The sequence below is a fragment of the Microbacterium ureisolvens genome (genome assembly GCF_015278315.1).
Taxonomy (GTDB): Bacteria; Actinomycetota; Actinomycetes; order Actinomycetales; family Microbacteriaceae; genus Microbacterium; species Microbacterium ureisolvens.
Genome location: NZ_JADIJE010000002.1, coordinates 175,580 through 199,935, shown reverse-complemented (window position 1 = coordinate 199,935; position 24,356 = coordinate 175,580). Strand labels below are relative to the sequence as shown.

At 71.3% G+C, this 24,356-nt stretch carries 25 protein-coding genes; 15 read left to right on the top strand and 10 right to left on the bottom strand.

The genetic code is table 11. The features are described 5' to 3' along the window. Positions 1-12: 12 nt before the first annotated feature. The 4 genes from IM767_RS03270 to IM767_RS03255 are packed head-to-tail and all read left to right on the top strand — an operon-like array spanning position 13 to position 3,968. Positions 13-1,356, top strand: a complete 1,344-nt coding sequence (locus tag IM767_RS03270; protein WP_109209025.1) for an ABC transporter substrate-binding protein — start codon at positions 13-15, stop codon at positions 1,354-1,356. A gap of 55 nt (positions 1,357-1,411) precedes the next feature. Further along, positions 1,412-2,392 (top strand): carbohydrate ABC transporter permease, encoded by a 981-nt coding sequence (locus tag IM767_RS03265; RefSeq protein WP_198425637.1) that lies wholly within the window; start codon positions 1,412-1,414, stop codon positions 2,390-2,392. Positions 2,393-2,403: 11 nt separating this feature from the next. Next, positions 2,404-3,306: a carbohydrate ABC transporter permease gene (locus IM767_RS03260; protein ID WP_109209171.1), complete on the top strand. Its 903-nt coding sequence runs from the start codon at positions 2,404-2,406 to the stop codon at positions 3,304-3,306. Between the two features lie 2 nt (positions 3,307-3,308). Further along, positions 3,309-3,968, top strand: coding sequence for a YesL family protein (locus IM767_RS03255; protein ID WP_109209024.1), 660 nt, complete (start codon positions 3,309-3,311; stop codon positions 3,966-3,968). A gap of 137 nt (positions 3,969-4,105) precedes the next feature. Here the strand turns inward: IM767_RS03255 and IM767_RS03250 are convergent, their stop codons facing one another. Continuing rightward, positions 4,106-5,107, bottom strand: a complete 1,002-nt coding sequence (locus IM767_RS03250; RefSeq protein WP_109209170.1) for a LacI family DNA-binding transcriptional regulator — start codon at positions 5,105-5,107, stop codon at positions 4,106-4,108. A 157-nt stretch (positions 5,108-5,264) separates the two neighbouring features. Next, on the bottom strand, positions 5,265-9,035 hold the full coding sequence (locus tag IM767_RS03245) for a proline dehydrogenase family protein (RefSeq protein WP_109209023.1): 3,771 nt from the start codon (positions 9,033-9,035) through the stop codon (positions 5,265-5,267). A 185-nt stretch (positions 9,036-9,220) separates the two neighbouring features. On the opposite strand from IM767_RS03245, the gene IM767_RS03240 reads away from it, so the two are divergent. The 4 genes from IM767_RS03240 to IM767_RS03225 are packed head-to-tail and all read left to right on the top strand — an operon-like array spanning position 9,221 to position 11,869. Continuing rightward, a complete protein-coding gene (locus tag IM767_RS03240; RefSeq protein WP_109209169.1) occupies positions 9,221-10,129 on the top strand; it encodes a LysR substrate-binding domain-containing protein in 909 nt (302 codons plus the stop codon). Between the two features lie 9 nt (positions 10,130-10,138). Continuing rightward, a complete protein-coding gene (locus IM767_RS03235; RefSeq protein WP_109209022.1) occupies positions 10,139-10,807 on the top strand; it encodes a hypothetical protein in 669 nt (222 codons plus the stop codon). Between the two features lie 7 nt (positions 10,808-10,814). Continuing rightward, positions 10,815-11,360 carry a hypothetical protein gene (locus IM767_RS03230; protein ID WP_109209021.1) on the top strand — a complete coding sequence of 182 codons (546 nt, stop codon included), beginning with the start codon at positions 10,815-10,817 and terminating at the stop codon, positions 11,358-11,360. Then, positions 11,345-11,869: a hypothetical protein gene (locus IM767_RS03225; protein ID WP_162564204.1), complete on the top strand. Its 525-nt coding sequence runs from the start codon at positions 11,345-11,347 to the stop codon at positions 11,867-11,869. The genes IM767_RS03230 and IM767_RS03225 overlap by 16 nt, the downstream gene beginning before the upstream one ends. On the opposite strand, the gene IM767_RS03220 is transcribed toward IM767_RS03225, so the two are convergent. Both IM767_RS03220 and IM767_RS20665 read right to left on the bottom strand, forming a co-directional pair. Beyond that, positions 11,773-13,143 carry a hypothetical protein gene (locus IM767_RS03220; protein ID WP_109209019.1) on the bottom strand — a complete coding sequence of 457 codons (1,371 nt, stop codon included), beginning with the start codon at positions 13,141-13,143 and terminating at the stop codon, positions 11,773-11,775. The two genes, IM767_RS03225 and IM767_RS03220, sit on opposite strands and share 97 nt — an antisense overlap. Before the next feature lie 72 nt (positions 13,144-13,215). Then, positions 13,216-13,851 carry a hypothetical protein gene (locus IM767_RS20665; protein ID WP_239453147.1) on the bottom strand — a complete coding sequence of 212 codons (636 nt, stop codon included), beginning with the start codon at positions 13,849-13,851 and terminating at the stop codon, positions 13,216-13,218. A 240-nt stretch (positions 13,852-14,091) separates the two neighbouring features. Between IM767_RS20665 and IM767_RS03210 the strand changes: the two genes are divergently transcribed. Beyond that, the gene (locus IM767_RS03210) at positions 14,092-16,026 is read left to right on the top strand and encodes a diguanylate cyclase domain-containing protein (RefSeq protein WP_239453146.1); all 1,935 of its coding nucleotides are present in this window, start codon (positions 14,092-14,094) and stop codon (positions 16,024-16,026) included. Positions 16,027-16,057: 31 nt separating this feature from the next. Here the strand turns inward: IM767_RS03210 and IM767_RS03205 are convergent, their stop codons facing one another. Then, positions 16,058-16,360 (bottom strand): DUF7882 family protein, encoded by a 303-nt coding sequence (locus tag IM767_RS03205; protein ID WP_109209017.1) that lies wholly within the window; start codon positions 16,358-16,360, stop codon positions 16,058-16,060. 43 nt (positions 16,361-16,403) lie between these two features. Here IM767_RS03205 and IM767_RS03200 point away from each other — a divergent pair, with 43 nt between their 5' ends. Beyond that, complete coding sequence (locus IM767_RS03200) at positions 16,404-16,664, top strand: hypothetical protein (protein WP_109209016.1); 261 nt, start codon at positions 16,404-16,406, stop codon at positions 16,662-16,664. A gap of 56 nt (positions 16,665-16,720) precedes the next feature. On the opposite strand, the gene IM767_RS03195 is transcribed toward IM767_RS03200, so the two are convergent. Further along, entirely contained in the window at positions 16,721-17,509 is a 789-nt protein-coding gene (locus IM767_RS03195; protein WP_109209015.1) for an EAL domain-containing protein, read from the bottom strand. Positions 17,510-17,686: 177 nt separating this feature from the next. Here IM767_RS03195 and IM767_RS03190 point away from each other — a divergent pair, with 177 nt between their 5' ends. Further along, positions 17,687-18,001 (top strand): DUF7882 family protein, encoded by a 315-nt coding sequence (locus IM767_RS03190; protein WP_109209014.1) that lies wholly within the window; start codon positions 17,687-17,689, stop codon positions 17,999-18,001. A gap of 62 nt (positions 18,002-18,063) precedes the next feature. Then, positions 18,064-18,369: a hypothetical protein gene (locus IM767_RS03185; protein WP_109209013.1), complete on the top strand. Its 306-nt coding sequence runs from the start codon at positions 18,064-18,066 to the stop codon at positions 18,367-18,369. A 1-nt stretch (position 18,370) separates the two neighbouring features. Here IM767_RS03185 and IM767_RS03180 read toward each other — a convergent pair whose 3' ends face one another. Beyond that, positions 18,371-18,931, bottom strand: coding sequence for a thioesterase family protein (locus tag IM767_RS03180; RefSeq protein ID WP_109209012.1), 561 nt, complete (start codon positions 18,929-18,931; stop codon positions 18,371-18,373). A 235-nt stretch (positions 18,932-19,166) separates the two neighbouring features. On the opposite strand from IM767_RS03180, the gene IM767_RS03175 reads away from it, so the two are divergent. Continuing rightward, the gene (locus IM767_RS03175; protein WP_109209011.1) at positions 19,167-19,673 is read left to right on the top strand and encodes a GNAT family N-acetyltransferase; all 507 of its coding nucleotides are present in this window, start codon (positions 19,167-19,169) and stop codon (positions 19,671-19,673) included. A 110-nt stretch (positions 19,674-19,783) separates the two neighbouring features. Further along, positions 19,784-20,587, top strand: a complete 804-nt coding sequence (gene cofE / locus IM767_RS03170) for a coenzyme F420-0:L-glutamate ligase (RefSeq protein WP_109209010.1) — start codon at positions 19,784-19,786, stop codon at positions 20,585-20,587. A gap of 120 nt (positions 20,588-20,707) precedes the next feature. Here the strand turns inward: cofE and IM767_RS03165 are convergent, their stop codons facing one another. Genes IM767_RS03165 through IM767_RS03155 form a run of 3 tightly spaced genes read right to left on the bottom strand, consistent with a single transcriptional unit; the run spans position 20,708 to position 23,522 of the window. Beyond that, complete coding sequence (locus tag IM767_RS03165; protein ID WP_109209009.1) at positions 20,708-21,565, bottom strand: DUF4097 family beta strand repeat-containing protein; 858 nt, start codon at positions 21,563-21,565, stop codon at positions 20,708-20,710. After that, positions 21,562-22,269: a LuxR C-terminal-related transcriptional regulator gene (locus tag IM767_RS03160; protein ID WP_109209008.1), complete on the bottom strand. Its 708-nt coding sequence runs from the start codon at positions 22,267-22,269 to the stop codon at positions 21,562-21,564. The genes IM767_RS03165 and IM767_RS03160 overlap by 4 nt, the downstream gene beginning before the upstream one ends. Next, positions 22,257-23,522 (bottom strand): sensor histidine kinase, encoded by a 1,266-nt coding sequence (locus IM767_RS03155; RefSeq protein ID WP_109209007.1) that lies wholly within the window; start codon positions 23,520-23,522, stop codon positions 22,257-22,259. Before IM767_RS03155 ends, IM767_RS03160 begins: the two co-directional genes overlap by 13 nt. Positions 23,523-23,654: 132 nt before the next feature. On the opposite strand from IM767_RS03155, the gene IM767_RS03150 reads away from it, so the two are divergent. Continuing rightward, entirely contained in the window at positions 23,655-24,341 is a 687-nt protein-coding gene (locus tag IM767_RS03150; protein WP_109209168.1) for a pentapeptide repeat-containing protein, read from the top strand. The last annotated feature ends 15 nt before the right edge of the window (positions 24,342-24,356 follow it).

The window sequence follows — 24,356 nt, the reverse complement described above, 5'->3', positions numbered from 1 at the left end:
CCGGAGGCACCAATGAGGAAGACCAAGATCGTCGCGGCTGCGGCGCTGGCATCCGTCGCCGCGCTCACCCTGACCGCCTGCGGCGGCGGGGCCGGCGAAGGCGACGCCGACACCATCCAGTTCATGTTCCGAGGCGGACCTGACGAGAAGGCGGCCTACGAAGCGGCGATCGAGCGCTTCACCGAGGACACCGGCGTGAAGGTCGACATGATCGTCACCGACGCCGACCAGTACGCCACGAAGCTTCAGGCCGCGGTGTCGGGCGGCAAGGTCCCCGATGTCTTCTACATCGAGCAGGCCAACCTCCAGTCCTACGTGCACTCCGGCGTGCTGATGGACATCACCGACCTGGTCGAGGAGAGCGACATCGACCTCGACAACATCTGGCAGTTCGGGGTCGACAGCTACCGCTTCGACGGCACGCTGCAGGGAACCCCCGAGGGGAAGCTCTACGGCCTGCCCAAGGACGTCGGCCCGTTCGCCTTCGGCTACAACAAGACGATGCTCGAAGAGGCCGGCATCCCCCTTCCCGACCCGGCCACGGGATACACGTGGGACGAGTTCGTCGACGTCACCAAGCAGCTCACCGTCGACAAGAACGGCGACGGAACGGTCGACCAGTGGGGCACCGGCCTGAACGTCCAGTGGAATCTGCAGTCGCTCGTGTGGAGCAACGGCGGGGACTGGACGAACGAGGACCGCACCGAGGTCACCGTCGACACCCCTGAGTTCGCCGAGGCGCTGCAATGGTTCGCCGACCTCACCAACGTCGAGAAGGTCACCCCGAGCGCCTCCGACGCGGCGACGCTCGACACCTATCAGCGCTGGATGGCCGGCGAGATCGGGTTCTTCCCGGTAGGCCCGTGGGACGTCTCGGTCTACAACGACCTCGACTTCGAGTACGACCTCATCCCCTGGCCCGTCGGCTCGACCGGCGAGCAGGCGACGTGGCTCGGAAGTCTCGGCATCGGCGTCTCCGCGACGAGCAAGAACCCCGAGGCATCCGTCGACCTCGTCACCTACTTGTCGACCGACGTCGAGGCTCAGGAGAGCCTCGTCGCCGCCAACATCCAGATCCCGAACCTCATCGACATGGCGGAGGAGTGGGCCGCCGAGGAGGGTGCGGAGCCGGCCAACCGCGCCGAGTTCGTGAACATCGCCCAGAACACCGGCCGCGCGATGCCGGCGGCGTACACCTACGGCGCGGCCTGGTACGACGAGCTGTGGACCAACATCCAGCCGGTCCTCGACGGCGAGCAGACCGCCGAGGACTACCTCGCCGAGGTGCAGCCGCGCATGCAGACCCTCCTGGACGAGGCCAACATGCGCGCCGAGCAGGCGGCCTCCGCGGGCTGACGCGTCACCGAGCGGGCGTCCCTCCTGGGGCGCCCGCTCCCGACCTGGAGCGACCATGACGACACAGATCCCGACACCGGCCGCGCTGCGATCCGCCACGAAGGCAGCGCTGACCCCACAGCCCGAAGAACCGACCATGCGCTCCAAGCGCGAGGTCAACCGCCTTCACCGCGTGGAACACCGCTGGGCCCTCCTGTTCATGGCGGCGCCGATCATCGGTTTCGTCGCCTTCACGGCCTACCCGCTCGGGTACGCGATCTACGCGTCGCTGACGCGATGGAACGGCCTCGGCCAGACGACCTTCATCGGCGTCGAGAACTACGTGCGGCTGTTCAAGGACCAGTACTTCCTGACGTCGCTGTGGAACACGGCGTTCTACATGATCGGCATCCCGATCGGCCTCGTCCTGTCGCTCCTGCTCGCCCTCGCACTCAACCGGGGCATCTTCGGGCAGACCGCGTTCCGCACGATCTACTACGTGCCGGTCATCTCGTCGCTGGCGGCCGTCGCGATCGTGTGGCAGTTCGCCTACAACGGCGACTACGGCCTGGTCAATCAGTTCCTCGCCCTGTTCGGGATCCAGGGCCCCGACTGGCTGCAGAACACCGCCACGGTCAAGCCCGCCCTCATCATCATGGCGGTATGGAAGGGCCTCGGCTACTCCACGCTGCTGTATCTGGCCGCCATCCAGTCTGTGCCGCCCTCGCTGATCGAGGCGGCCAAGCTCGACGGCGCCGGCGCAACGCAGCGGGTGTGGAACATCGTCGTGCCGATGGTGCGGCCGGTGACCTTCTTCCTGGTCGTGACCAGCATCATCGGCGGAGCGCAGCTGTTCACCGAGGTCAACATCATGACGCCCAACGGCGGTCCCGAGTTCAGCTCGGCCACGGTCGTCTGGTACATCTTCCGGCAGGCGTTCCGGTACCAGGAGATGGGCTACGCGACCGCGATGGCCGTGGTGCTCGGCATCCTGATCTTCGTCGTGACCCTGATCCAGTTCCGCCTCAACAAGCGCAACGACTTCAGCATCGAGTGAACGGTCCCGCCATGTCAGATCACACCCGCACCCTCACCGTCCCCGACGCCAAGAAGCGGCGCCTGCGCCCTTCCACCGAGAAGAGCCAGAGCCGGCTCGTCAACGCGATCCTCTTCGTCGTGCTCGCAGTCGGCTCGATCGCGATGCTCGCGCCCCTCATCTGGATGTTCACCACGTCGCTGAAGACGAAGGTCGAGGTCTTCGCGCTCCCGCCCGTGCTGTGGCCGGCCGATCCGCAGTGGGACACCTATATCCGGATGTGGGATGCCGCGCCCATCCTGTCGGGAATCCAGAACAGCCTCATCGTCTCGCTGACGGTGACGATCATCGGCTCCATCACGTCCACGATGGCCGCGTACGCGCTGGCCAAGATGCGTCTTCCCTACAAGAACGCGATCTTCCTGGGGCTCCTCGCGGGGCTGATGATCCCCTACCCGACCCTGATGATCCCGCAGTTCGTGATGTTCGCGCAGTTCGGCTGGGTCGACACCCTGCTGCCGCTGATCGTGCCGCTGCTGTTCGGCAACATCATCATGATCTTCTTCATCCGCCAGTACCTCGCGAGCGTGCCCGACTCGCTGATCGAGGCCGCGTACATCGACGGCGCATCCCACCCCCGGGTGTTCGCCACCATCGTGGTGCCACTCATCCGTCCCGCCATCGCGGCGCAGTTCATCCTGTGGTTCATGGCGATCTGGAACGACTACCTCGCCCCGATCCTGTACCTCAACACCCCGGCGAACCAGACGCTCCAGGTGGTGATCGCGAACCTCAACGTCGAGTTCGCGACGCAGCGCGACTACCCGCTCATCATGGGCGCGAGCGTCGTCGCGCTGCTGCCGATCCTGATCGTGTTCCTGATCTTCCAGCGGCAGATCATCGCGTCGGTCGCGCTGACCGGGACGAAGGGCTGACCGTGACCGCCCACCGGCGCCCGACCGCGGCGGACCTCGCCGACGTCCCCGGCTGGGCGGGGGTGGTGATGCTCGTCCTCCGCGCGGTCACCCAGCTCGTCGGCGTCCATGTGCTGATCGTGCTCGGCACGCTCGCCGGCGGCGTCGTGGCGGGACTCGCCCCGGCGGCCACCGCCGCGCGCTCGATCACCGCGCACCTGGCCGACGGCACCGCGGGACTGGCGATGTGGCGGGAGTTCTGGAGGGCCTGGCGGGAGTCGTTCCGGCGCGCCAACCTGCTCGCGCTGCCGTTCTGGGGCGCCGCGGTCCTCCTCGCGGTCGACGCGTGGGCCGTCGCGCACAGCGACGGCGCAGTGCGGGCGGCGATGGGCATCGCGCTCGTCGTCGTCTCGGTGTACGCCGTCGTGGCTCTGGCGTATCTGCCGGTCGTCGCGGGCGAGTTCGACGACCCGTGGGCGGCGAGCGTGCGATACCTGCTGCTCGCTCCGGCGCTGCATCCCGGCCGCGGTCTCGCGATCCTGGTGAGCCTCGCGGCGATCGGCTGGGTGTACGCCGTCGTCGCTCCCGTGGCGGTGCTGTTCGGACTGGCCCTTCCGGTGCTGGTGACGGGGTGGATCGCCGCGTCCGCGTTGGCGCCGGCGGGGAGCGAGTCGCCGCGCTGACACCCGCGGCGAGGCGGGCCCGGTCCGGTGACCCGGTCCGTGACCCTGGCGCGGTCCGGTGACTCGGGCGCTCGCCGCGTCGCGGGCGCTCGCCGCGTCGCGGGCGCCGCAGCGCCAGGGCTGGCGCCGGTCAGGGCTCAGGCGCCGCCGGTGGACTCCCGGGCCACGACGGCGAAGTCGGCCTCGACGTAGCGGGGACCGATCAGCAGATCGGGCTCCATGATCCGCTCCACGATGAAGTCGACGGCTGTCTGCGCGATCTGGGCCTTGCCGGGCGAGATCGTCGAGAGCGTCGGTGTCGAGTAGGCGGAATCCTCGATGTCGTCGAAGCCGATCACCTTCACCTGGCCGGGCACGTCGATGTGCCGCTGATGCAGTTCGTGCAGCACGCCGAGAGCCAGCGCGTCGTTCAGGCCGAAGACGGCGTCGAACTCCACGCCGTCGTCGATCAGGCGCCGCGTCGCCTCGGCGCCCGTCGACCGGTGCCAGAGCCCCGCCTCGCGCACGAGCATGGGATCGAACGCGATGCCGGCATCCTCGAGCGCGCGCCGGTAGCCGGTGGTGCGCAGCGCCGCCGAGCCGACGAGCTCGCCTGCGTGGCCGCCGACCACCGCGATGCGTCGGGCTCCGCGTTCGATCAGATGCGCGGTCGCGGCGCGGGCGCCCTCGACATTGGCCATCGTCACGTGGTCGACCGGCCCCCCGAAGATGCGCTCCCCGAGGAGGATGAGGGGGTAGTCGACGCTCAGCGCGCCCACGTCGTCCTGGCTCATCTCCAGCGGCGAGAACAGCAGTCCGTCGGTGAGGCTGCGACGGGGGCTGCGCAGCACCTCGAACTCGCGTTCGCGCTGTGCGGCGGTGTGCTCGATGAGCACCGAGACGCCGTGCTTCTCGGCCGCCACCATGACGGCGTCGGCGAGCTCGGCGAAGTAAGGCAGAGCCAGCTCGGGAAGCGCGAGGCCGATCACGCCGGCGCGCCCCTTGCGGAGGCTCCGCGCCGACATGTTGACCTTGTAGCCGAGCTCCGCGATCGCCTTCTCGACCCGCTCCTTCGTGGCCGGGCGGATGTGCGGGTAGCCGTTGACCACGTTCGACACCGTCTTGATCGACACGCGGGCTCGGGCTGCGACCTCGTGCATCGTCACCGCCGCGCGCGGGCTGCGCCGCAACGGCGAGGGGCGTACGGGAGGGGGCGCCGGGACGCCTTCACCCGGGTCGTCGCCGGGCTGCGCGTCGTCGGTGGTCACTCTCGCGATTCTAGTGATCCGCCGCGTGTTTCCGCGGATCCAGCGCAGGTCAGATCACCGACTCCGACCAGGGGTCGGGGTTGCCGAAGCGGTGCGCCGTGATGGTCACGGACTGCTCGCGGAGGAACGGCAGCAGCTCGAGGCGGCCGGCGGTGGTCACCTCGCCGTCGTAGATCGCGAGGTCGGGGTCGCCGTCCACCGCCCCCGCGACGGTGGCATGGAGCTCCGCGACCGACGCGGCGCGCCCGATCAGCCGCACGCGCGTCGGCCGGGGCGCCGGATCCGCGTCGGCGACCGCGGCGATGAGGTCGTCGGCCGTGAGGCGCTGCAGCCACTGCGCGTCGGTCTCGACGAAGACGGGGACGTCCTCCTCGGCGAGCACCCGCCGCACGGCGGCCGGCAGTCCGACGGGGGCGCTGAGCGTGAGCGCCGATCCGGCGCGGAGTCCCGCGACCACGACCCGCAGCACCGCGTGCCACGGCGCGTCCGCGGTCGCGCGCAAGGCGACGGCGGGGATGGGCCGGTAGCGGAAGAGGTTGCGCTCCACGCCCAGCCCCGAGACATCCTTCACCTGGCCGAACTCGCGGTCCCACGCGATCGCGTCAGACAGAGCGCCACGGCGCAGCCCCTCGAACGCCTCGTAGTCCAGCGACGGCTGGGCCGCCTCGATGAGCGCCGCGATGCGGGTGTCGAGGCCACGCAGGTGCAGCGTCGCCGATGCCGGCGCCCCGGAGGTCGCGCGCCAGCGGCCGAGGCCGACGAGGTAGTTCGGTCCGCCCGCCTTCGCGCCGGCGCCCACCGACGAGCGCTTCCACCCGCCGAACGGCTGGCGCTGCACGATCGCGCCGGTGATGCCGCGGTTGACGTAGAGGTTGCCCGCCTCCACGCGCTCGAGCCAGTGCGAGAGGTCGTCGGGATGCTGCGTGTACAGCCCGGCCGTGAGCCCGTAGTCGACGGCGTTCTGGAGCTCGATCGCGTGCGAGAGCGACGTGGCGTGCATGATGCCGAGCACGGGGCCGAAGAACTCCTCGCGGTGGAACCGCGACCCCGGCTGCACGCCCGTGCGGATACCGGGGGTCCAGAGCCTGCCGGCATACTCCGGCGCGGTGTCGACACGGCGAGGCTCGACGAGCCACGACTCCCCCTCCTCGAGGGTCGTGAGCGCCCACTCGAGCTTGCCGCGCGGCACCTCGACGACCGGTCCGACCTCGCTGAGCGGATCGGAGGGCGGGCCGACGCGGAGCGAGGTGGCGGCATCCACCAGCTGACGCGCGAAGCGCTGGGAGTGGCCCACCGGACCGACGAGGATCGCCAGCGACGCCGCGGAGCACTTCTGCCCGGCGTGCCCGAACGCGCTCTTGACGAGATCGGATGCCGCGAGGTCGAGGTCGGCGGTCGGCATCACGATCATGGCGTTCTTGCCGCTGGTCTCGGCCAGGAGGGGCAGCTCGGGGCGCCACGAGCGGAACAGCGCCGCCGTCTCCCACGACCCGGTGAGGATCACCCGGTCGACATCGGGGTGCGACACGAGCGCCTGCCCGAGGCCGCCCTCATCGATGTCGACGAGCGCCAGCACGTCGCGCGGGACCCCTGCCTCCCACAGTGCCTCGGCCACGACCGCGGCGCAGCGCCGCGCCTGCGGGGCCGGCTTGAAGACCACACCCGATCCCGCGGCGAGCGCGGCCAGCACTCCCCCGGCGGGGATCGCAATGGGGAAGTTCCACGGCGGAGTGACGACGGTGAGGCGCGCCGGCTCGAACACGGCGCCGCTCACGCGGTCCAGCTCTCGCGCGGTCGCGGCGTAGTAGTTCGCGAAGTCGACAGCCTCGCTGACCTCGACGTCCGCCTCCGCGAACACCTTGCCGGTCTCGGATGCCGCCACCTCGATGAGCTCGCCGCGACGGGCCTCGAGTGCCCGGGCGGCCGCAGTGAGCACGCCGGCGCGGTCCGCAGCGGGGAGGGCGCCCCATCCTGCCGCGGCGTTCCGCACGCGCGTCATGATCTCCTCCAGCGCGGGCCCGTCGGTCACCAGCGCGGCGGCGATGGTGGCGTCGCCTGCGCCGGACGTCTCGATGCGCGACAGGATGCCGCGGGCCCAGGTCCGATTGCCGGGCAGCGCCGGGTCGCTGTCGGCGGTGTTGCGGAATCCGGGTGCGCCGGTGGCCCGCGCGGCCGACTCCCGCGGCGCGAAGATGGCGGTCTCCACGAATGCCTCGGCGCCGAAGACCTGCTCGGGCACGGAGCGCTCCATCGGCGCCGTGTCGCCGGGCACGGCGGAGCGTGCGATGCCGATCACGGCCTGCGTGAGCCCGGACTCGTCGGCGGCTGCGGCGCGGCGCAGCCGCGCCTGGGCACGCGGCGACTCTGCTGGAGCGGCGTCGCCCGGGCCGGCCGGCGATGCCGCCTCGGCGGCGCGGTCCTGCACGCGGTTGGGCCCGCTCGCGAGCGCCGGGTCATCGGCGCGGGCGAGCGATGCGAGGAACCGGTCGCGCTCCCGTTCGAACATCGAGGGGTCGTCGGCCAGGTCGAAGGCGGCGGAGAGGAAGTTGTCGCTGGAGGCGTTCTCCTCCAGGCGCCGCACGAGGTAGCTGATCGCGACGTCGAACTCGTCGGGGCGCACGACCGGCACGTACAGGAGCACGTGCCCGACCTCGCGCGCCACGGCTGCGACCTGGCCCTGCGCCATGCCGAGCAGCATCTCGAACTCGATGTCCGGCGTCGCCGAGCCCGTCGAAGCGCTCGTCGAGAGGCTCAGCGACCGGGCCTTGGCGAGCAGCCAGGCGTAAGCGATGTCGAAGAGGTTGTGACCGGCGACGCCGATGCGCACCGCCGCGGTGTGCGAGGGCTCGAGCGCGAAGCGCAGACAGCGGACGTAGTTCGCGTCGGAGTCGACCTTCGCGTCGTACGTGGCGAGGTCCCAGCCGTGCATGACGGCATCCACCCGCTCCATCGCGAGGTTCGCGCCCTTGACCAGCCGCACCTTGATGCGTGCGCCGCTGGCCGCGACGCGCGCCTGCGCCCACGCGGTGAGGCGCTCGAGCGCCGGCAGCGCGTCGGGCAGGTACGCCTGGAGGACGATGCCCGCCTCCAGGCGGCGCAGCCGCGGGTCCTCGAGCAGGCGGGTGAACACCGCGATGGTCAGATCGAGGTCGCGGTACTCCTCCATGTCGAGATTGATGAAGGTCCCGTCGGAGGCGGCGGTGAGGTACAGCGGCCGCAGCCGCTCGACGACCTTGTCGACGACCTCGTCGAACGCCCACATCGAGATGTGGCTCGCGATCGCAGAGACCTTCACCGAGACGTAGTCGACGTCCGGGCGGCGGATGAGCTCGTGGATGCCGTCGAGGCGTCGCAGCGCCTCCTGCTCGCCGAGCACCGCCTCACCGAGCAGGTTGAGGTTCAGCCGTGCCCCGCTCTCGCGCAGCGCCGCGATCGCCGGACCGAGCTTGTCGGGGCGGGCGTCGACCACGAGGTGCCCGACCATCTCGCGCAGCACACGGCGGGCGATGGGCACCACCGGCGACGGCAGCACCGGCGCGACCGCGCCGCCCACGCGCACGGCGCCGCGGAGGTACCACGGCAGGAACTCCGGCACGAGCGGGGCGACGCGATGGAGATGGGATGCCGCGGCCGAGAGGCTCTCGGGCCGCATCACGCCGTCGACGAAGCCGATCGTGAAGGGGAGCCCGTTCGGATCCTTGAGCACGCCGGCCAGGCGCTCGGCCGCAGGGTCGACCTCGGCCTCGGCGCTCTCGGCGATCCATCGCTGCGCGAGGGCCACCGCATCCGTGGCGAGGCGCTCCTCGGACAGGTCTTCCATTCGCACTCCCGATGTCACGTCGTCGGACTCCGTGCTTCCAGCCTGCACCCCGATGCGCCCGGCAGGCGCCGCATTGTGGACAGTCGGCTCGACTTGCTGCATGAGGTCAAGGGTGCGGCATCCGTCCATTCGTGAAAAGCGATCATCTACGATCTGTATCGTTCGGGATTATCGATGGGATGCCGGTGTTCGAACTGCGACGGCTGAGGCTGCTTCACGAGCTCGCGCTCCGCGGCACCCTCGCCGCGGTCGCCGAGGCACTGTCGTACAGCCCCTCCACCATCTCGCAGCAGCTCGCGCAGCTGGAGAAGGAGGCCGGTGTCGCGCTGCTGGCGCCCGAGGGCCGCCGGGTGCGGCTCACCGAGCACGGCCGCGTCCTCGCCGCCCACGCAGCCCGCGCGCTCGACCTCGACGAGCAGGCGCGCGGTGAGCTCGAGTCGCTGCACCCGGGCCTCGCGCCGGTGCGTGTGGCCGTCATGCAGACCGCGGCGCTGGCGATCGTGCCCGCCGCGCTGGGCATCCTCGGCGAACGCGCCCCCCGGCTGCGCGTCGAGCTGGTCGAGCTCGCGCCCGAGGTCGGGCTGTTCGAGCTGACGGCCCGCGGCGTCGACCTCGTGATCGCCGAGCAGTACCCCGGGCACACGCGGGCGCACGCGGACGGCCTGGAGCGCGAGACGCTCGGGACCGACCCGATCCGCCTGGCGGTGGCATCCGGCGATTCCGCACGGTCGCTCGAGGATCTGCGCGACCGGGCGTGGGTGATGGAGCCCGGCGGCACAGCCTCGCGCCTGTGGGCGGTGCAGCAATGCCGTGCGGCGGGCTTCGAGCCGGATGTCCGCTACGAGCTCGCAGACCTGTCCGCCCATGCTCGGCTCGTCGCGGCCGGTCAAGCGGTCGCCGTGCTGCCGGACCTGCTGTGGGAGGGCACGTCGCCGGCGGTGTCGCTCCTGGACTTTCCCGGTCGCCCGGCGCGCGAGATCTTCACGGCCCAACGCACGGCCTCCCGAGGTCGCGCCGGCATCCTCGAGGTGCGCCGGGCCCTCCGCGACGCCTTCCCGGCGGCCGGACGCGTCACCGCGGGGCCTGCGCCCTAGGCTGGGCGGGTGTCCGACTCGCCCGACGCCGCCCGCGCGCCGCAGCGCCGCTTCCGGTGGCTCCGCGCGGCGAGCGATCGTGTTCCCACTGCGTGGTTCGCCGGCATCGCGACGGGCCTGTTCCTCGTCGCCACCGCCGCGTTCGGCGGCCTCGCGACGGCCGCCCCCGCCGAGCTCGCCCGTCTCGAGCCCGGCGAGGAGCACCTGACCTCGCAGCGGTCGCTCACGGTGCAGCGGGCTGTCCTGATCGACGAGCTGCCGGGCACGGGGCTCATCCTCGAGGACGGGCAGCGCGTGCTCGCGGTGGTCGTCGAGGCGGTGAACGAGTGGGACCAACCTCTGCTGTCGACCGGAGCGGGCGGCGTGGCGGCCTCGTTCTGGATCGAGGAGCTCGACGATGACGCCCAGTCGTCAGTCGCGCGTATCGATGACGCCACGATCGGGCCGGTTCTGCAACCCGGGGTGCCGGCCGAGCTCGTTTACGTCTGGGCCGTGGACGCCGATGCTTACTCGGCCGGTGACCAGTTGACGGTGACCCTTGCCGACCTGTCCCTGTACACCGGCTCGTTCGTGACCCAGGGCCAGTGGTGGGACGATCCGTCGCCGGCGGCGCGGATGACGCTTGCCCTCGAGGACGTCGGAGCGGGCGCCGACCAGGAGACCGACGGTGACGGCTGAGCGCAGAATGCCCGCCTGGGTGGCGTGGTCCCTCGGCGTCGGCTTCATCGTGGCCGCATGGTTCGTCGCGCTCGCGACCCCGGACGAGCAGCAGGCGCAGTCCGCGTTCGCGGTTGCAGCGGCCGTCGGCGAGGAGGCGACCGGTCGCAACGTCGCCGTGACCATCACCGACCTCCGCCGCGCCTCAGAGGTGAGCGCGGGCGGCTGGTCGGCCGAAGGCAACTGGCTCGTCGTGGACCTGGACGCCGCGGCCGTCGTCGCCGAGGAGAACGCCCACCTGAACCACGCGATGCTGGAGATCGACGGCGTGCGCTTCAGCGCAAGCGACCGGCCCGACTCGCTCAGCCGCGCCGCCCTGTCAGCTGGTGTCCCGGTCTCGGGCAGCCTCGCGTTCGAGCTGCCCGAGGGCCTTGACGCCGGCACGGGGACGCTCGAACTCGCCCTCGCCGCCGACACCCGGCTCGACTCGATGATCGTGCTCGAGGTGGACCTGGGCGAAGTAGCCGAGGTGACGACCGCCGAGCTCGCGGCGTCGGAATGGACGAATCCGTGAGCGGCTGGTGGCGAGCGAACGCGCTGGCCGTCGGCGCCATCGCGCTGCTGGTCCCGGCTCTCATCGTGACGATCTCGTGGAACGAGCGATCGGGCGTCGACGCCAACAGGGGCGACCACCCGATCACTCTCGACGCGGGTGCGTCGACGTCCTACGCCGGGGCGACCGTCGGTCCGGCCGCCGCCGAGTTCACGGATCTCCCGCTCGCGCCGCAGGACTCGCGCGTCGTCACGGTCACGATTCGGATCGAACCCGGCTCCCCGGCGTTCGGCTGCACCGCACCCCTGCTGCGCGAGACGACCGGAGCGCAGCGCCAGTGGAACGCGACCGACGATCTCGGCCGCGAGTGGGATCCCGAGGTCCACACGTTCTGCGACCCGGACGACACGACACCGTACGAACTCGAGCTGGACTACCTCGTGCCGGCCGACGCGTCCGGCCCGTTCGCCGTGGAGCTCGTCTCGGCGACCGGGCTGCCCGAGTTCGTGCGCGCGGTCGTCGAGCCCTGATCGGGGACGGATGACGCGGCATCCGCCTGCTGTCCCTCCACCGCCGCGCGCCGCCGCAGCGTGCCGATGACCGAGTCGTACCCGCCCGCCACGAGCGCGATGCGGATGGGTTCGATGAGGAGCGGTGCGATGAGGAAGATCAGCTGGTCGTTGGTCAGCCAGAATTCATCGAGATCCTGCGGACCGAAGACGCGGGGCACCGCCCACTCGAGAAGGCCCTGCAGCCCGAGCAGCAGCGTGTACAGCAGCACGAACCCGCCGATGAGCACCGGTCCCGCCCGCCACATCAGCACCAGCGCTCTGCCGATCGGCGTGAAGCGTGAGACGAGGTCGGACCAGAGGTCGGCGAGCCTCGACCGCAGCCGTTGCGGCAGCGACCGGTAGCGGGAACGAAGCCGGCGGCCGACATCCCCGCCCAGCTCCTCGGTCGGCACCGCCTGAGCCACCACTGCTTGCCCGTACACCACGCCCGCGATCGTGAGCCACGCGACGGGAAGCAGGATGATCCCGCCCGCCTCACCGAGCAGCCATTCGACAGCCTCCCAAAGCCACGCCAAGGGCACGAAGACCGACGCGATGGACTCGCGGAGGTCGGCGAGCCACACCATGCCTTGACGCGTCGCCACCCACGAGGTCACGAAGCCCACGCCGATCGAGATCACGACGGCGGCGAAGTACACCCACACCGCCTCGAGGTAGGCGGCGAAGATGCCGAACCAGCGCGGCAGCCGGTCCTTGTAGCGCTTGAGCAGCCAGCGGAGCGCGAAAGCCACGACGACGATCGCCACCGTGATCGGCGTCAGCGTCAGCTCCCCCGCGAGACCGTCACCTCCGGCATCCGTCCCCAGCACGTCCTCCGCGATCTGACGCCCCGTGCTCAGCTCGAGGACGCGAGCCGAATAGGCCGCCGCGTCTTCACGCAGGTATCCCCACGCCGCATAGAAGGCGAAGAACGGCAGGATGCCGGCCATCAGCGCGGCGAAGAACTCGCGGCGTCGTGCGGTGCCATCGGATGGCAGCGGCGCGATCGCGCGCAGCTCGCGCATACCGTCGCGCAGCACCAGGAACATCGCGACCAGCGCGACGAGGCGGGCGAGGATCGCGACCGGCAACAGCAGCGAGCCGGCCACGGCGTTGTACGAGCCGACCCAGCCCGCCGCCTCGATCACGATGTAGCGGGCCAGGAGCGCCGCCAGGTACAGAGCGAGCAGCACCGGCCAGTGCCGCAGCAGCAGGCGGCCGGCGGTGCGCGGCACGGCGAGCAGGGCGGTCACGGAGCCCACGGTAGCGCGCCCGCACGCAGGAGTGCCCGGGCCGGGGCCCGGGCACTCACGTGGCGAGACGGGTCAGACGCCGTCGGTGCGACGCGTCCGCGTGTTGTCGTCGACCGGATCGGCGGTGCTGCGGGATGACACGGTCGCGTCGTCGACGCGGTCGTCGCGATACTCGCGGCGCACGCTGTCATCGGCTGCGTCGACGGACGCGTCGGTACGGGCGTCCGCCGCCCGCGGGTCGGTGCGGGCGTCCTGCACTCGCGGGTCGGTGCGGGCATCGGTGCGCTGGTCGGCGTCAGCCGCCCGCGTCGTGGTGCCCGACTCGGTCACATACGGGTCCACCTCGTCGGCCTTGCGCAGGGTCTCCTCCTGCTCGGCGCGATACTTGGCGGCGTCGGCTTCGTGCTCGTCGATCGTGCTCCGGCGCTTGTCGGCGTCGATCGACGCCTGCGCTGCGCGGGCCTTCGCCTGCTCGGCGGCCGCCACCGCGGACGCGGCGTCGGCGCGTGCCTGCGCGACCTGCGCCTCATGCTCGCGCGCCTGCAGTTCGGACTCGCGCGCCTCGGAGCGCAGTTTCTCGGCCCGGTCGTGCTGGGCCTGCGCGCGACGCTCGCGGCGCCCCCGGGCGGTCAGCAAGAGCGCGACGACGACGATCACGAGGACGATCACGATGCCGACGATGATCCAGATGAGGGTGGTTGTGTCCACGGCCCCTCCTTCTCCCTCCGGCGCCGGCGGGTGCCGGCGCCACCACCGTCAGGGAACCGCGCCGCGAAGGCACGGTACACCCATTGCGCGGCCGTCGCGGGTGCGCTACGAGCGTCCGGCAGGCGCCTGTGGACGGATCTTGCCGGCTCTCAGCCGCTCCCGCTTATGATGTAAGCCTCGCTGGGCACCACCCCTTGTCCCCCCGCCATCTGAAGGGCAGCGTTGTCTGACCTACCCGCTTTGACTTTCGACGGAGATCGCTCTCGCGACGACGCCGAACTCCTGCGACTCCAGGAATGCTCCACCGAGCCCATCCGCACGATCGGGCGGATCCAGTCGCACGGACTCCTCTTCGGCGTCGACGAGGTGACCGGCGTCGTCGTCGTCGCCAGCGAGAATGCCGAGCACTGGCTCGGCCGCGACCTGCGGGAGGCGGAGAGCAGCGTCCTCACGTGGGCGATCGGCCACGGCGTCGCGGTCGACCCGGTCCGCGCCGAGTTCGAGGGACAGACCTATGACGTCATCCCTCACCGGGGTACGTCTCCCCTTCTGCTGGAGCTCGAGCCCGTCGTCCCCGATCTCGATTACGTCCGCACCGGCGTCGTCAGCGCCATCCAGCGCCTCGCCGGGATCACCGATCCCGACGAGCTGCGTCAGCGCGCGGCCCGCGAGATCAAGGCCGTCACGGGCTTCGACCGGGTGATGTGCTACCACTTCCACGACGACGGGCACGGGCAGGTCGTGGCCGACGAGCGCGAGCCCGAGATGGAGTCCTACTTCGGACTCCACTTCCCCGCTTCCGACATCCCTTCGCAGGCGCGCGAGCTGTACATCGAGAAGCGTTCGCGCGTGATCGCCTCCACCGAAGACCCGGGGCTGGCCATCCACACCCTGCTGCCCGAGGCGGAGCCCGTCGACCTGGGCGCCACCGAGCTGCGCGCCGTGTCGCCGCATCACCTCGAATTCATGCGCAACATGGGCCAGGCCTCCACCGTGTCGTTCGGCCTCATCATCGACGACCGCCTCGTCGGGATGTTCACATGCGCGCACCGATCGCCCCGGCGCGTCCCGGTGCTCCTGCGCCGTGCGATCGAGGTCATGGCATCTCAGGTCGCCAGTCAGCTCGCCGCGGCGGACCAGATCCGCCGGCTGCGCCGGCAGCTCGAGGCGCGGGAGCGCCGGATCTCGATCATCGCCCCGCTCTACGGTCGCGCCGACGTGGGCACCGTCCTCATGTCGGGAGAGCGCACGGTCCTCGACATCGTCCCCGCCGACGGAGCGCTGCTGCGTCTGGCAGACGCCGTTCACACCGTGGGCGTGGTTCCTCCCGCAGACAAGCTCTTCGCCGTGATCGATGAGCTCGGCGCAGGACGCTTCCTCTGGGAGGCCCTTCCTCTGGAACGGCCGGAACTGGCGGTCGAGGTGCCGGGGGTCACCGGCCTCCTGGTCGTGCCGCTGGGTGGTGAGGGCGACGCGCTCGTCTTCGTGCGCAGCGAGGTCTCGCGGTCCATCGACTGGCTGGGCGACCAGCGGCCGGAGAACCGCGACTCCCCGCTGTCGCCGCGACGGTCGTTCTCCGCCTGGCGCGAGAGCGTCACCGGACGCAGCCTGCCGTGGGGCGAGCACGCACAGGACGCCTTCGACCTCGGCGAGGAGATCCGCGCAGCCATGGTGGCGCGCACCCAGGCCGAGCTCGCCGAGCTGGCGCTGCGCGATGCGCTCACCGGCCTGCACAACCGCCGCTTCCTCGACGATCGCCTCGAGGACCTGCTCCGCGGCTCGGACAAGCCGGTCTCGCTGGTCTTCCTCGACCTCGACGACTTCAAGCTCGTCAACGACACCCACGGGCACGAGATGGGCGACGGGGTCCTCGCCGCGATCGGCAAGCGGCTGAGCGGCGTCGCCCGGACCTCCGACGTGGTGGTGCGGCTCGGCGGCGATGAGTTCGTCATCGTGTGCGTGGACGCCGGCGCCGAAGAAGCCGCCGCGATCGCCGGCCGCGCTCTGGCGGCGATCACGCACCCGATCGTCGTGCGCGGGATCGAGATCACCGTCAACGGCTCCGCCGGCGTCGTCGCGGCCGAGCGGGGCATGGCGCCCGCCCAGCTGCTGGACGCCGCGGACGCGGCGATGTACCGCGCGAAGCGCGGGGGCGGCGGCCGCGTCTCAGCGTGAGGGCCGGCTTCCCAGCTCCACCGGCCGCGTCTCAGCGTGAGGGGAGCTCGGGCTCAGGGACGATGCGGAGGCCGCTCGACGAGTTCGCGGTGTCGACGAGCTCCTGCAGCCACAGCCGGTTGATCTCGGGCATCGGCGCGTCGTACTCGAAGCGGAGCGTGGTGACGGGAGAGATCCACACCGACTGGCGCAGCGCCGTCTTCTCGTCGACGAGGGCGAACGACAGGTTCTCGCGCCGCCGCAGCTTGGCCATGATGACGAGCTCGACATGCGCGAGCGTGCGGTCATCGATCTTGAAGGAGGCCGGAGGCGACCCGTAGTGAAGTGTGCCCACCCATCGATCCTACGGGTCGCTTCGCGCGGGGTAGTGTGGGGCCATGGCGATCGTGAACCGACTCACCGTCGACGGACGCGACTACTTCCTCCCCGACCCCGTCACCGAGCTCAAGGGCAAGATCCTCGAGGCGATCAAGGCCGGTGGCGGCTACGTGAACGTCCCGCCGCTGCGCGGCGGCCCCGGCGTCGACATCCTCTTCTCGCCGGGCATGCCCGTGACGTGGTCGCAGTTCGAAGTGGGCGACTCCAACCCGCCCGTGGACGAGCCGCCGCTCGACGACGTCGCCGACTACGAGCTCTGACGGCGGCGAGTCGCCGCGCCGGTCCGCTCAGACCTGAGCCGACCGGCTGACGTCGTTCAGGCGCGGGCGAGCAGCTCGTCCATATCGGCGACGGGAAGCGGCAGCCCCCACAGGAAGCCCTGACCGCGGTGGCAGCCCCGTGCGCGGGAGCGCTCCAGGTCGGCAAGGGTCTCGATGCCCTCGGCCACCACTCGCCAGCCGTGGCCCGCGCTGCTCTCCACCACTGCGGCGATGGCCTCGTCGGCGGCGGCATCCGTGCGCTGCGTGAGCGAGCGGTCGATCTTGACCTCGTCGATGGGCAGCACCTCGATCATCGCGACCGTGGTGTCGCCGGCAGCGAAGTCGTCGACCGAGATCGCCACTCCCGCAGCATGGAGGGTCTGGATCGCCGACAGCATCGGCGGACGCAGCTGAGGTGCGGGGGCTTCGGTGATCTCGATCGTGAGCACGCCGGGCTCCAGCCCCAGCGCGTCCAGCCGCGACATCACGGAGTCGGCGTATTGACGGGAGAAGTGAGCCGGCGAGGCGTTGACCGCCAGACCCACTTCGTGCCCGGCGCGGCGCCACTGCGCGACCTGTGCCGCGGCGCGGTCGAACACGTGGCCGTCCACCTCGTCGAGGAACTCGCCCTCCTCGGCGAGCGGGATGAACCGGTCGGGTGGGATCGTCCCCAGCACGGGATGCTCCCAGCGGCAGAGGGCTTCGACAGCGACCGGCGGCGGCGCGGTGAGAACCGCATCGGGCGCCGACGGCGCCAAGTCGTACTGAGGCTGAAAAGCGATCGACAACTCACCTGCAGAGAGCGCCGCACGCAGATCCCGAGTGAGCTGAGGCGAGCTGACCATGATCCAACACTCGGGCACTGCGCTTCTCGTACGCAACACCGGACACGGGCGCGCCACTTGGCTATAATGCGCGCACCCCTGAATCAGAGCGTTGCGGAGCCGCTTCGCGGGCCCCCGGCCACCGGGGGTTCGATCGTGACCGTGCCGACGGCGGACCGGCGGACTACTGTAGAGACGATGGGCACGCTGACCTACGACTCCCGAGTCACCGCATCGTTCGACGATCGCATCCTCGCGCACCTTCAAGCGGTCATCTGGGCGAAGCTGCGCCGGGGCGAGTCGTTCCCGTTCACGTGGACCGACCCGATGCGCAGCGGGCTCGGTCGCACCTCGATCTGGCTGAGCCCGAGCGTCTCGCTGACGTTCGAGTACTTCGGCGGCCGGCAGCCCCGCCTCAACCCGGGATGGGTCGAGGCATTGACGAAGTCGGCGAACTCGCCGGGCGGCCTGACGCTCGTCCCCGAGCCGGACCCGCCGACGGGCACCGCTTAATCGCGAGCCCCGGCCCTGTCAAGAGCCGACATCGTCGGGGGCGACGTGCGTACCGTCTCTGCATGACACAGCACGTCGACGCCATCGCCACGGACGCAGGCGTCCACTGGACGAAGCCGGCGCGCGGGGCGTGGGCGGCCGACCGCAACGGCCGGGCCTTAGGCGAGGTCCGGCGCGAAGCTCACGGCTTCACCGCGACCCGCGGCGGCCGCAGGGTGGGCACCTACCGCTCGCTCGGCGCGGCGCTCGACGCCGTCGATCACCACCACCTCACGAGCCCCGGCCGCTTCTGGACGCTGCTGCTCACGACCGTCAACGTCGGCATGGTCGCGGCGATCTCGCTGATCGCGACCGCGATCCTGCGCTGACTCAGTTCCAGACGCTGGGTGCCTCGGCACGGGTGGGCGGGAGAGCGGATGCCGCAGCCCAGTCGTGCACCCACGCGTCGACCTCGGGGATGCCCTCGGGCCGCCCCACGGCGGCGAGCAGCTCCTCGTGCGAGAGGGTGCCGCCGGACCGCTTCATCATGCGGGCGCGGATGATGGCGCGCGCGTAGACCTCGCCACCCACGACAGCGCGGTGCTCGAGGTACACCGCCTTGTCGTCGTGCCCGATCATGCGCGACTCGACGTCGAACTTCTGCCACAGGTTCAGCGACTTGCGGAACGTGACGGTCTCGCTCGACACGACCGCGTACCAACCGCGCGCCTTCATGACGTCCCAGAGCCCCGTGCGCACCAGCAGGTCCCATCGGCCGAGATCGAACAGCGACAGGTAGCGCCCGTTGTTCATGTGACGCAGCAGATCGATGTCGGTGAGCAGCGTCGTCAGCCGGATGCGACTGATGCCGGTCGGGGCCAGCCGCCCGCCGCGCCGCAGGCGCTGCCGCGCGGTCAGCATCACGATCAAGGTCCGCCACATCACGTTCACGAGGTGCGATGGTAGCGATCCTCGACGCCGACGCCGATTCGGTTGTCGATTCCCGACATCGGCGGGCGCGCTCTCCGTGCCGACGCACGGGCAGCGCCGCCGGCATCCGTCCGCCCCGTCCGCGTCACCGCACCCTCGGCCGTCGCACCACCGCCGCGACCCCGCCTGTCAACCCCTGTTCACCGCCCGTTCGCCCGATTTCGGGTCTCGGCCCCGGCCGCGTAGAGTCTGGCCCATGGAAGCCGAAACCCAGACCGACATCGTCGTCCGTCCGGTGCGCGACGTCGACGCCGAGGCCCTCGGGCGCGTCCACGCGACCGCCTGGCACGAGACGTACGACCATCTCATCAGCAAGGCCGCCCTCGAGGCAGTCTCGCCCAAGCGGCTCGCCGAGCTCTGGACCCACTGGGCAGTCCAGGGTCCCGAGTTCAAGATGTTCGCCGCGCTCGTGAACGGGGAGATCGTCGGATTCGCCGGTTCCGGTCCCGCCCGCGACAAGGACGCCCCGCGTTTCCGCGAGCTGTACTTCATCTACCTGCTGGACGCGTACCACGGCACCGGCATCGGCCAGAAGCTCTTCGACAGCGTCGTCGAGCAGGCCGAAGGCCTCTACCTCTGGGTCGCCGACGACAACCCCCGCGCGCACCGCTTCTACACGCGCAACGGCTTCACGCTCGACGGTGCGACGCACACCGAACCCTTCCTCGGCGAGACGCTCACCGAGGTGCGCTTCGTGCGCTGACGAGCCCGCCGCAGGAGGGCGTGTCCGGTTCGCCGGGCGCGCCCTCTCGCCGTTTCCGGGGCCGCACGAGCCTGGCGCTCGATGCCCGCGGAATCCGGAAGACTGGACCCATGCCGTCTCACGCGCTCACCGTCTGGCCCCTCGAGGGCATTCCCGAGATCGAGGCGGGCACAGACCTCGTCGACGTCATCGCCGGCGCGGCGGGCGACGGTCTGGCCGACGGCGACATCCTCGTGGTGACCTCCAAGATCATCTCGAAGGCCGAGGACCGCTTCGTGGTCGCCGACGACCGCGAAGACGCGATCACCGCCGAGACCGTGCGCGTCGTCGCCTCGCGCACCACCCCGAACGGCTCCACGACCCGCATCGTCGAGAACCGCCTCGGCATGGTGTCGTCCGCAGCCGGGGTCGACGCCTCGAACACCCCCGACGGCACCGTGCTGCTGCTCCCGGTCGATCCCGATGCCTCGGCGCGAGCGATCGCGTCGGGCCTGCGCGGGCGGCTGGGCGTGCAGGTCGGCGTCATCGTGTCGGACACGCTCGGCCGCGCCTGGCGCGATGGCCAGACCGATCACGCGATCGGCGCCGGCGGCGTGCACGTCTTCGAAGACCTGCGCGGGGGCACGGATGCCGAGGGCCGCCCGCTCGTCGTCACAATGCCGTGCGTCGCCGACGAGCTCGCCGCGGCCGCCGACCTCGTCAAGGGCAAGGCGTCGCGGCGCCCCGTCGCGGTCGTGAGAGGCCGCGCCGATCTGGTCGGCGCCCTGGATCTTCCGGGCGCGCGCTCGATCGTGCGGCCGCTGGAGCGCGACATGTTCCGCCTGGGCGCCGACGAGGCGTACGCCGAGGGATTCGCCGCCGGCCTGGCGAAGGGCCGCGACTCGGAGCACGAGGCGTTCTCGTCGGGTCCGTAGCGCCCGCGTCCGCTCCCGCACTCACCGCCCGCACCGCTCCCTGAGCGACGGAACCGCCCGCCCAGGCGTACCCGGGCGGACGGTTCGAGGAGGAGAGGCTTCGACGAGAGGCGGAGCAGGTCAGCGCCCGGCGGAGAGCACCGCCTCCCCGGCCGAGACCTGCACCTGGACCGTGCTCGAGGCGCCCGGGGTCGAGCCGATGCGGTTGTCGAAGCCGCCCGCCGAGACGTCCGAGGTCACGTCGTACTCGCCCTCGGGGACCGTCACGCGCAGCGATCCGGCACTGACGTCGAGCTGGACCGTGTCGGGCTGGGCGCCGGTCAGCGTCGCGTCGAGCGACCCCGCGCTGACCTGCAGGTCGGCTGCGCTCACGTCGGCGAGCTCGATCGTGCCGCGGCCGGCGCTGACGTCCGCCGTGAGCGACTCGGCCGCGCCCGAGACGTCGAACGAACCGGCAGCCAGCGACAGGTCCAGGATGCCGAACTCGCCTTCCGTGACGAACTCGCCGGCAGCGAGCGACACGTCTGCGTCGAGGCCCTCGAGCGACGACGGCAGCAGGAGGACGGCATCCGTCGCCTGACCGCCGAACCATCCGCGCCAGCCGAACCAGCCGAACCGGTCGGGCGAGGAGACCTCGAGGGTGTCGCCGTGGCGCTCGAAGCGCCAGTCGACGGCGCCCCACGAGCCGGTGACCTGGAGCTCGGCCTCCGACACGTCGCCGAACTCGACGCGCAGCGTGCCGGCGGAAGCGTCCACGGTGAGCTCGTCGACGCCCGCGGCGTCGAGCGTACGGGACGTGGTCTGGACCGACGCGGAGGCGATGGTGCCTACCGCAGCAGAGATCATCGTGCCCAGGAGCACGAGACCGCCCAGGACGATCACGACGATCGCCACGGCGCGCGATCCGCCGGCGGGCGGACGGGGCGCCTCGGCCGTGCGGTCGGGAGCGGCCGGAGGAGGAGTGAGGGTGGTGCTCATCGGTTCGTTCCTGTCTGCGGCCCGTGGCCGCTCGGTGTCGTGGGGGGCGGCGTGGCGCCGCCGTGCTCGAGGTGGGCGAGGGCCGCCAGCACGCGGCGGTTGCCCGACTCGTCGGGTTCGAGATCCAGCTTCTGGAAGACCGCGGTGATGTGCTTCTCGACGCTTCCCTCGGTCACGTGGAGCGTCTTGGCGATCGCCTGGTTGGAGCGCCCCTCCGCGATCAGGGCGAGGACGGATGCCTCGCGCTCGGTGAGCCGCTGCATCCGGTCGTCGCGCGTGCGCCGGCTGAGCAGCTGCGCGACCACCTCGGGGTCGAGGACGGTGGCCCCGGCCGCGATCCGCTCGATGGCTTCGAGGAAGTCGGCGACGTCGGCCACCCGGTCCTTGAGGAGGTAGCCGAGCGCGCCCCCGCTGGACGAGATGAGGTCGGCGGCGTAGCGCTCCTCGACGTACTGCGACAGCACGAGCACCGCGAGCTCGGGGAGCCGCGCCCGGAGCGAGAGCGCCGCGCGGACGCCCTCGTCGGTCCAGCTCGGCGGCAGCCGCACGTCCAGGATGCACAGCTGCGGGGCCGTGTCATCGACGGTCGCGTCGAGGTGCGAGGCGTCCGGCAGGGCGGCGACCACCACGTGCCCGGCGTCCTCCAGCACGCGCACCAGTCCGGCGCGCAGGAGTGCCGAGTCCTCGCAGATCAGGATGCGCACGGGATGCTCACCTCCACGCTCGTCGGCCCGCCGGCGGGGCTGTCGATGCGGGCCTCGCCGCGCGCGGCCAGGACGCGGTTGACGATGCCGTCGAGACCGCCGCCGGGGATCACGCGGGCGCCGCCCACACCGTTGTCTTCGATCCGCGCCCACAGGACGCCCGGTTCGCGCAGTCGCACGACGAGCCGCACCTCGGTGGCCCGCGAGTGCTTGGCCGCGTTGGTCAGCGCCTCGGCGATGGCGAAGTAGGCGGCCGCTTCGGTCTCGCGGCTGCAGCGTCCGTCGAGTCGCACGTCCATGTGAACGGGCACGACCGAGCGGGCGACGAGCGCCGACAGCGCCGCGTCGAGGCCCCGATCGTCGAGCACGGACGTGTGGATGCCGCGGGCCAGCTGCCGCAGCTCCGTGATGGCCGCCTTCGTCGAGGTGTGGGCCTCGGTGATGAGCGCCTTTGCGGCGTCGGGGTCGGCGTCGATCTTCTGCTGCGCGAGCCCGAGCGTCATACCCACCGACACCAGTCGCGGCTGCACGCCGTCGTGGAGGTCGCGCTCGATGCGCGTGCGCTCGACGTCGGCGGCGCGCACCGCGCCGGCGTGCTGGCGGCTGGAGGTGCGAGCGGCCTCGGCCAGCTGCGCCTCACGCGAGGGCACCATGATGGCCCGCGCGATGATGCCGTGGAGCACGCCGAGCCCGATCATTCCGGCGGCCGAGACGAGCACGGCGATGATGCCCACCGGCACGGCCCATGAGATCGGCACCTCGATGCCGGTGCGGGCGAGGCGCACCGCGCTCGCGTCGGCGAACAGCGGAGCGAAGGCGAGCACGGCTCCCGAGGCGAGCAGGCCGGCGAGCGCCACGACCACCCAGCCGAGGATCGTCGCGATCGCGAGATTCGCGATGGCGCGCCAGGTGACCGGGTCGATCGCCTGCATCCACACCGTTCGAAGGAAGCCGCCGAAACCGGGGCGCCCGCTCGAGCGCGGACGAACCGGCGGGAGGCCGAACCGGTACAGCCCGTCGACCCGCTGGGTCTCGAGCCACCCGAGCGCGAAGAGCACGTAGACGAGCGCGAAGAGGACGATCAGGCCGATGCCGATCACGAACAGCAGGCCGATGCCGAGGCCCAGGAGAGAGAACAGGAGCGAGAAGGCCGCCGCGCCGATGACGCCGAGGGCGGCGAGCTGCGCGATGGCGCCTGCCACCTGCGCCGGCCGGGTCACCGGGCGGACGGAGGGAGAGTCCGGAGAGGTCATGCCACTTACGGTAGGCGCGTGCCGCGCCGAGCGCGCCTGAGCCATCCGGAGTCTTCTCTTCGGGTTATCCCCCACCCCTGGTTGCCCTGCGCAAGCGATCTCCGGGATTCGAGGCGCGCTAGGGTGGCGTCGATGTCAGCAGCCGCCAGATCCCGAAAGACCCAGGGGACGCAGCAGCCTTCGTTCGACTTCGACGAGTCCGCCCTCGGCTCCCTCGAGCCCGGCGACGGGGCGACCCTGGATGCCGGCCGTCTCGACGGCGTCGCGTACGCGGGCATCGAGCGCGATTCCTGGGAGCTCGACGTGGGCGACACCGTCGAAGCCTGCCGTTTCGAGGGCCTGGTCCTGGGCGCCTGGACGCTGCGTGGCGCCCGCGTCGTCGAGTCGGTCTTCTCGGGTGCGAACGTGCCGGCGGTCTCGGCCGCACGGGGCGGCTGGCGGGATGTGGAGCTTCGCGACAGCAGATTCGGATCGGTCGAGGCCTACGACGGCGAGTGGCGCGGCATCCGTTTCGTCCGCTGCAAGCTCGGCTACGTGAACCTGCGCGCGGCGGAACTGCTCGACGTGGCGTTCGAGGACTGCACGATCGACGAGATCGACCTGATGGATGCCTCGGCCAGACGCGTCGCGTTCGCATCGACGCGCATCGCCGCCCTCAACGCGAGCGGGGCACGGCTGGCCGACGTCGACCTGCGCGGCGCAGACGTCGGTCAGGTGATCGGGCTGGACGGCCTCCGCGGCGCGACGATCTCGCCCGACCAGCTGCAGCTCATGGCTCCCGCCCTCGCCGAGCTCGCCGGCATCGTCGTGGAGCCGTGAGGCCGCCCCCGGACG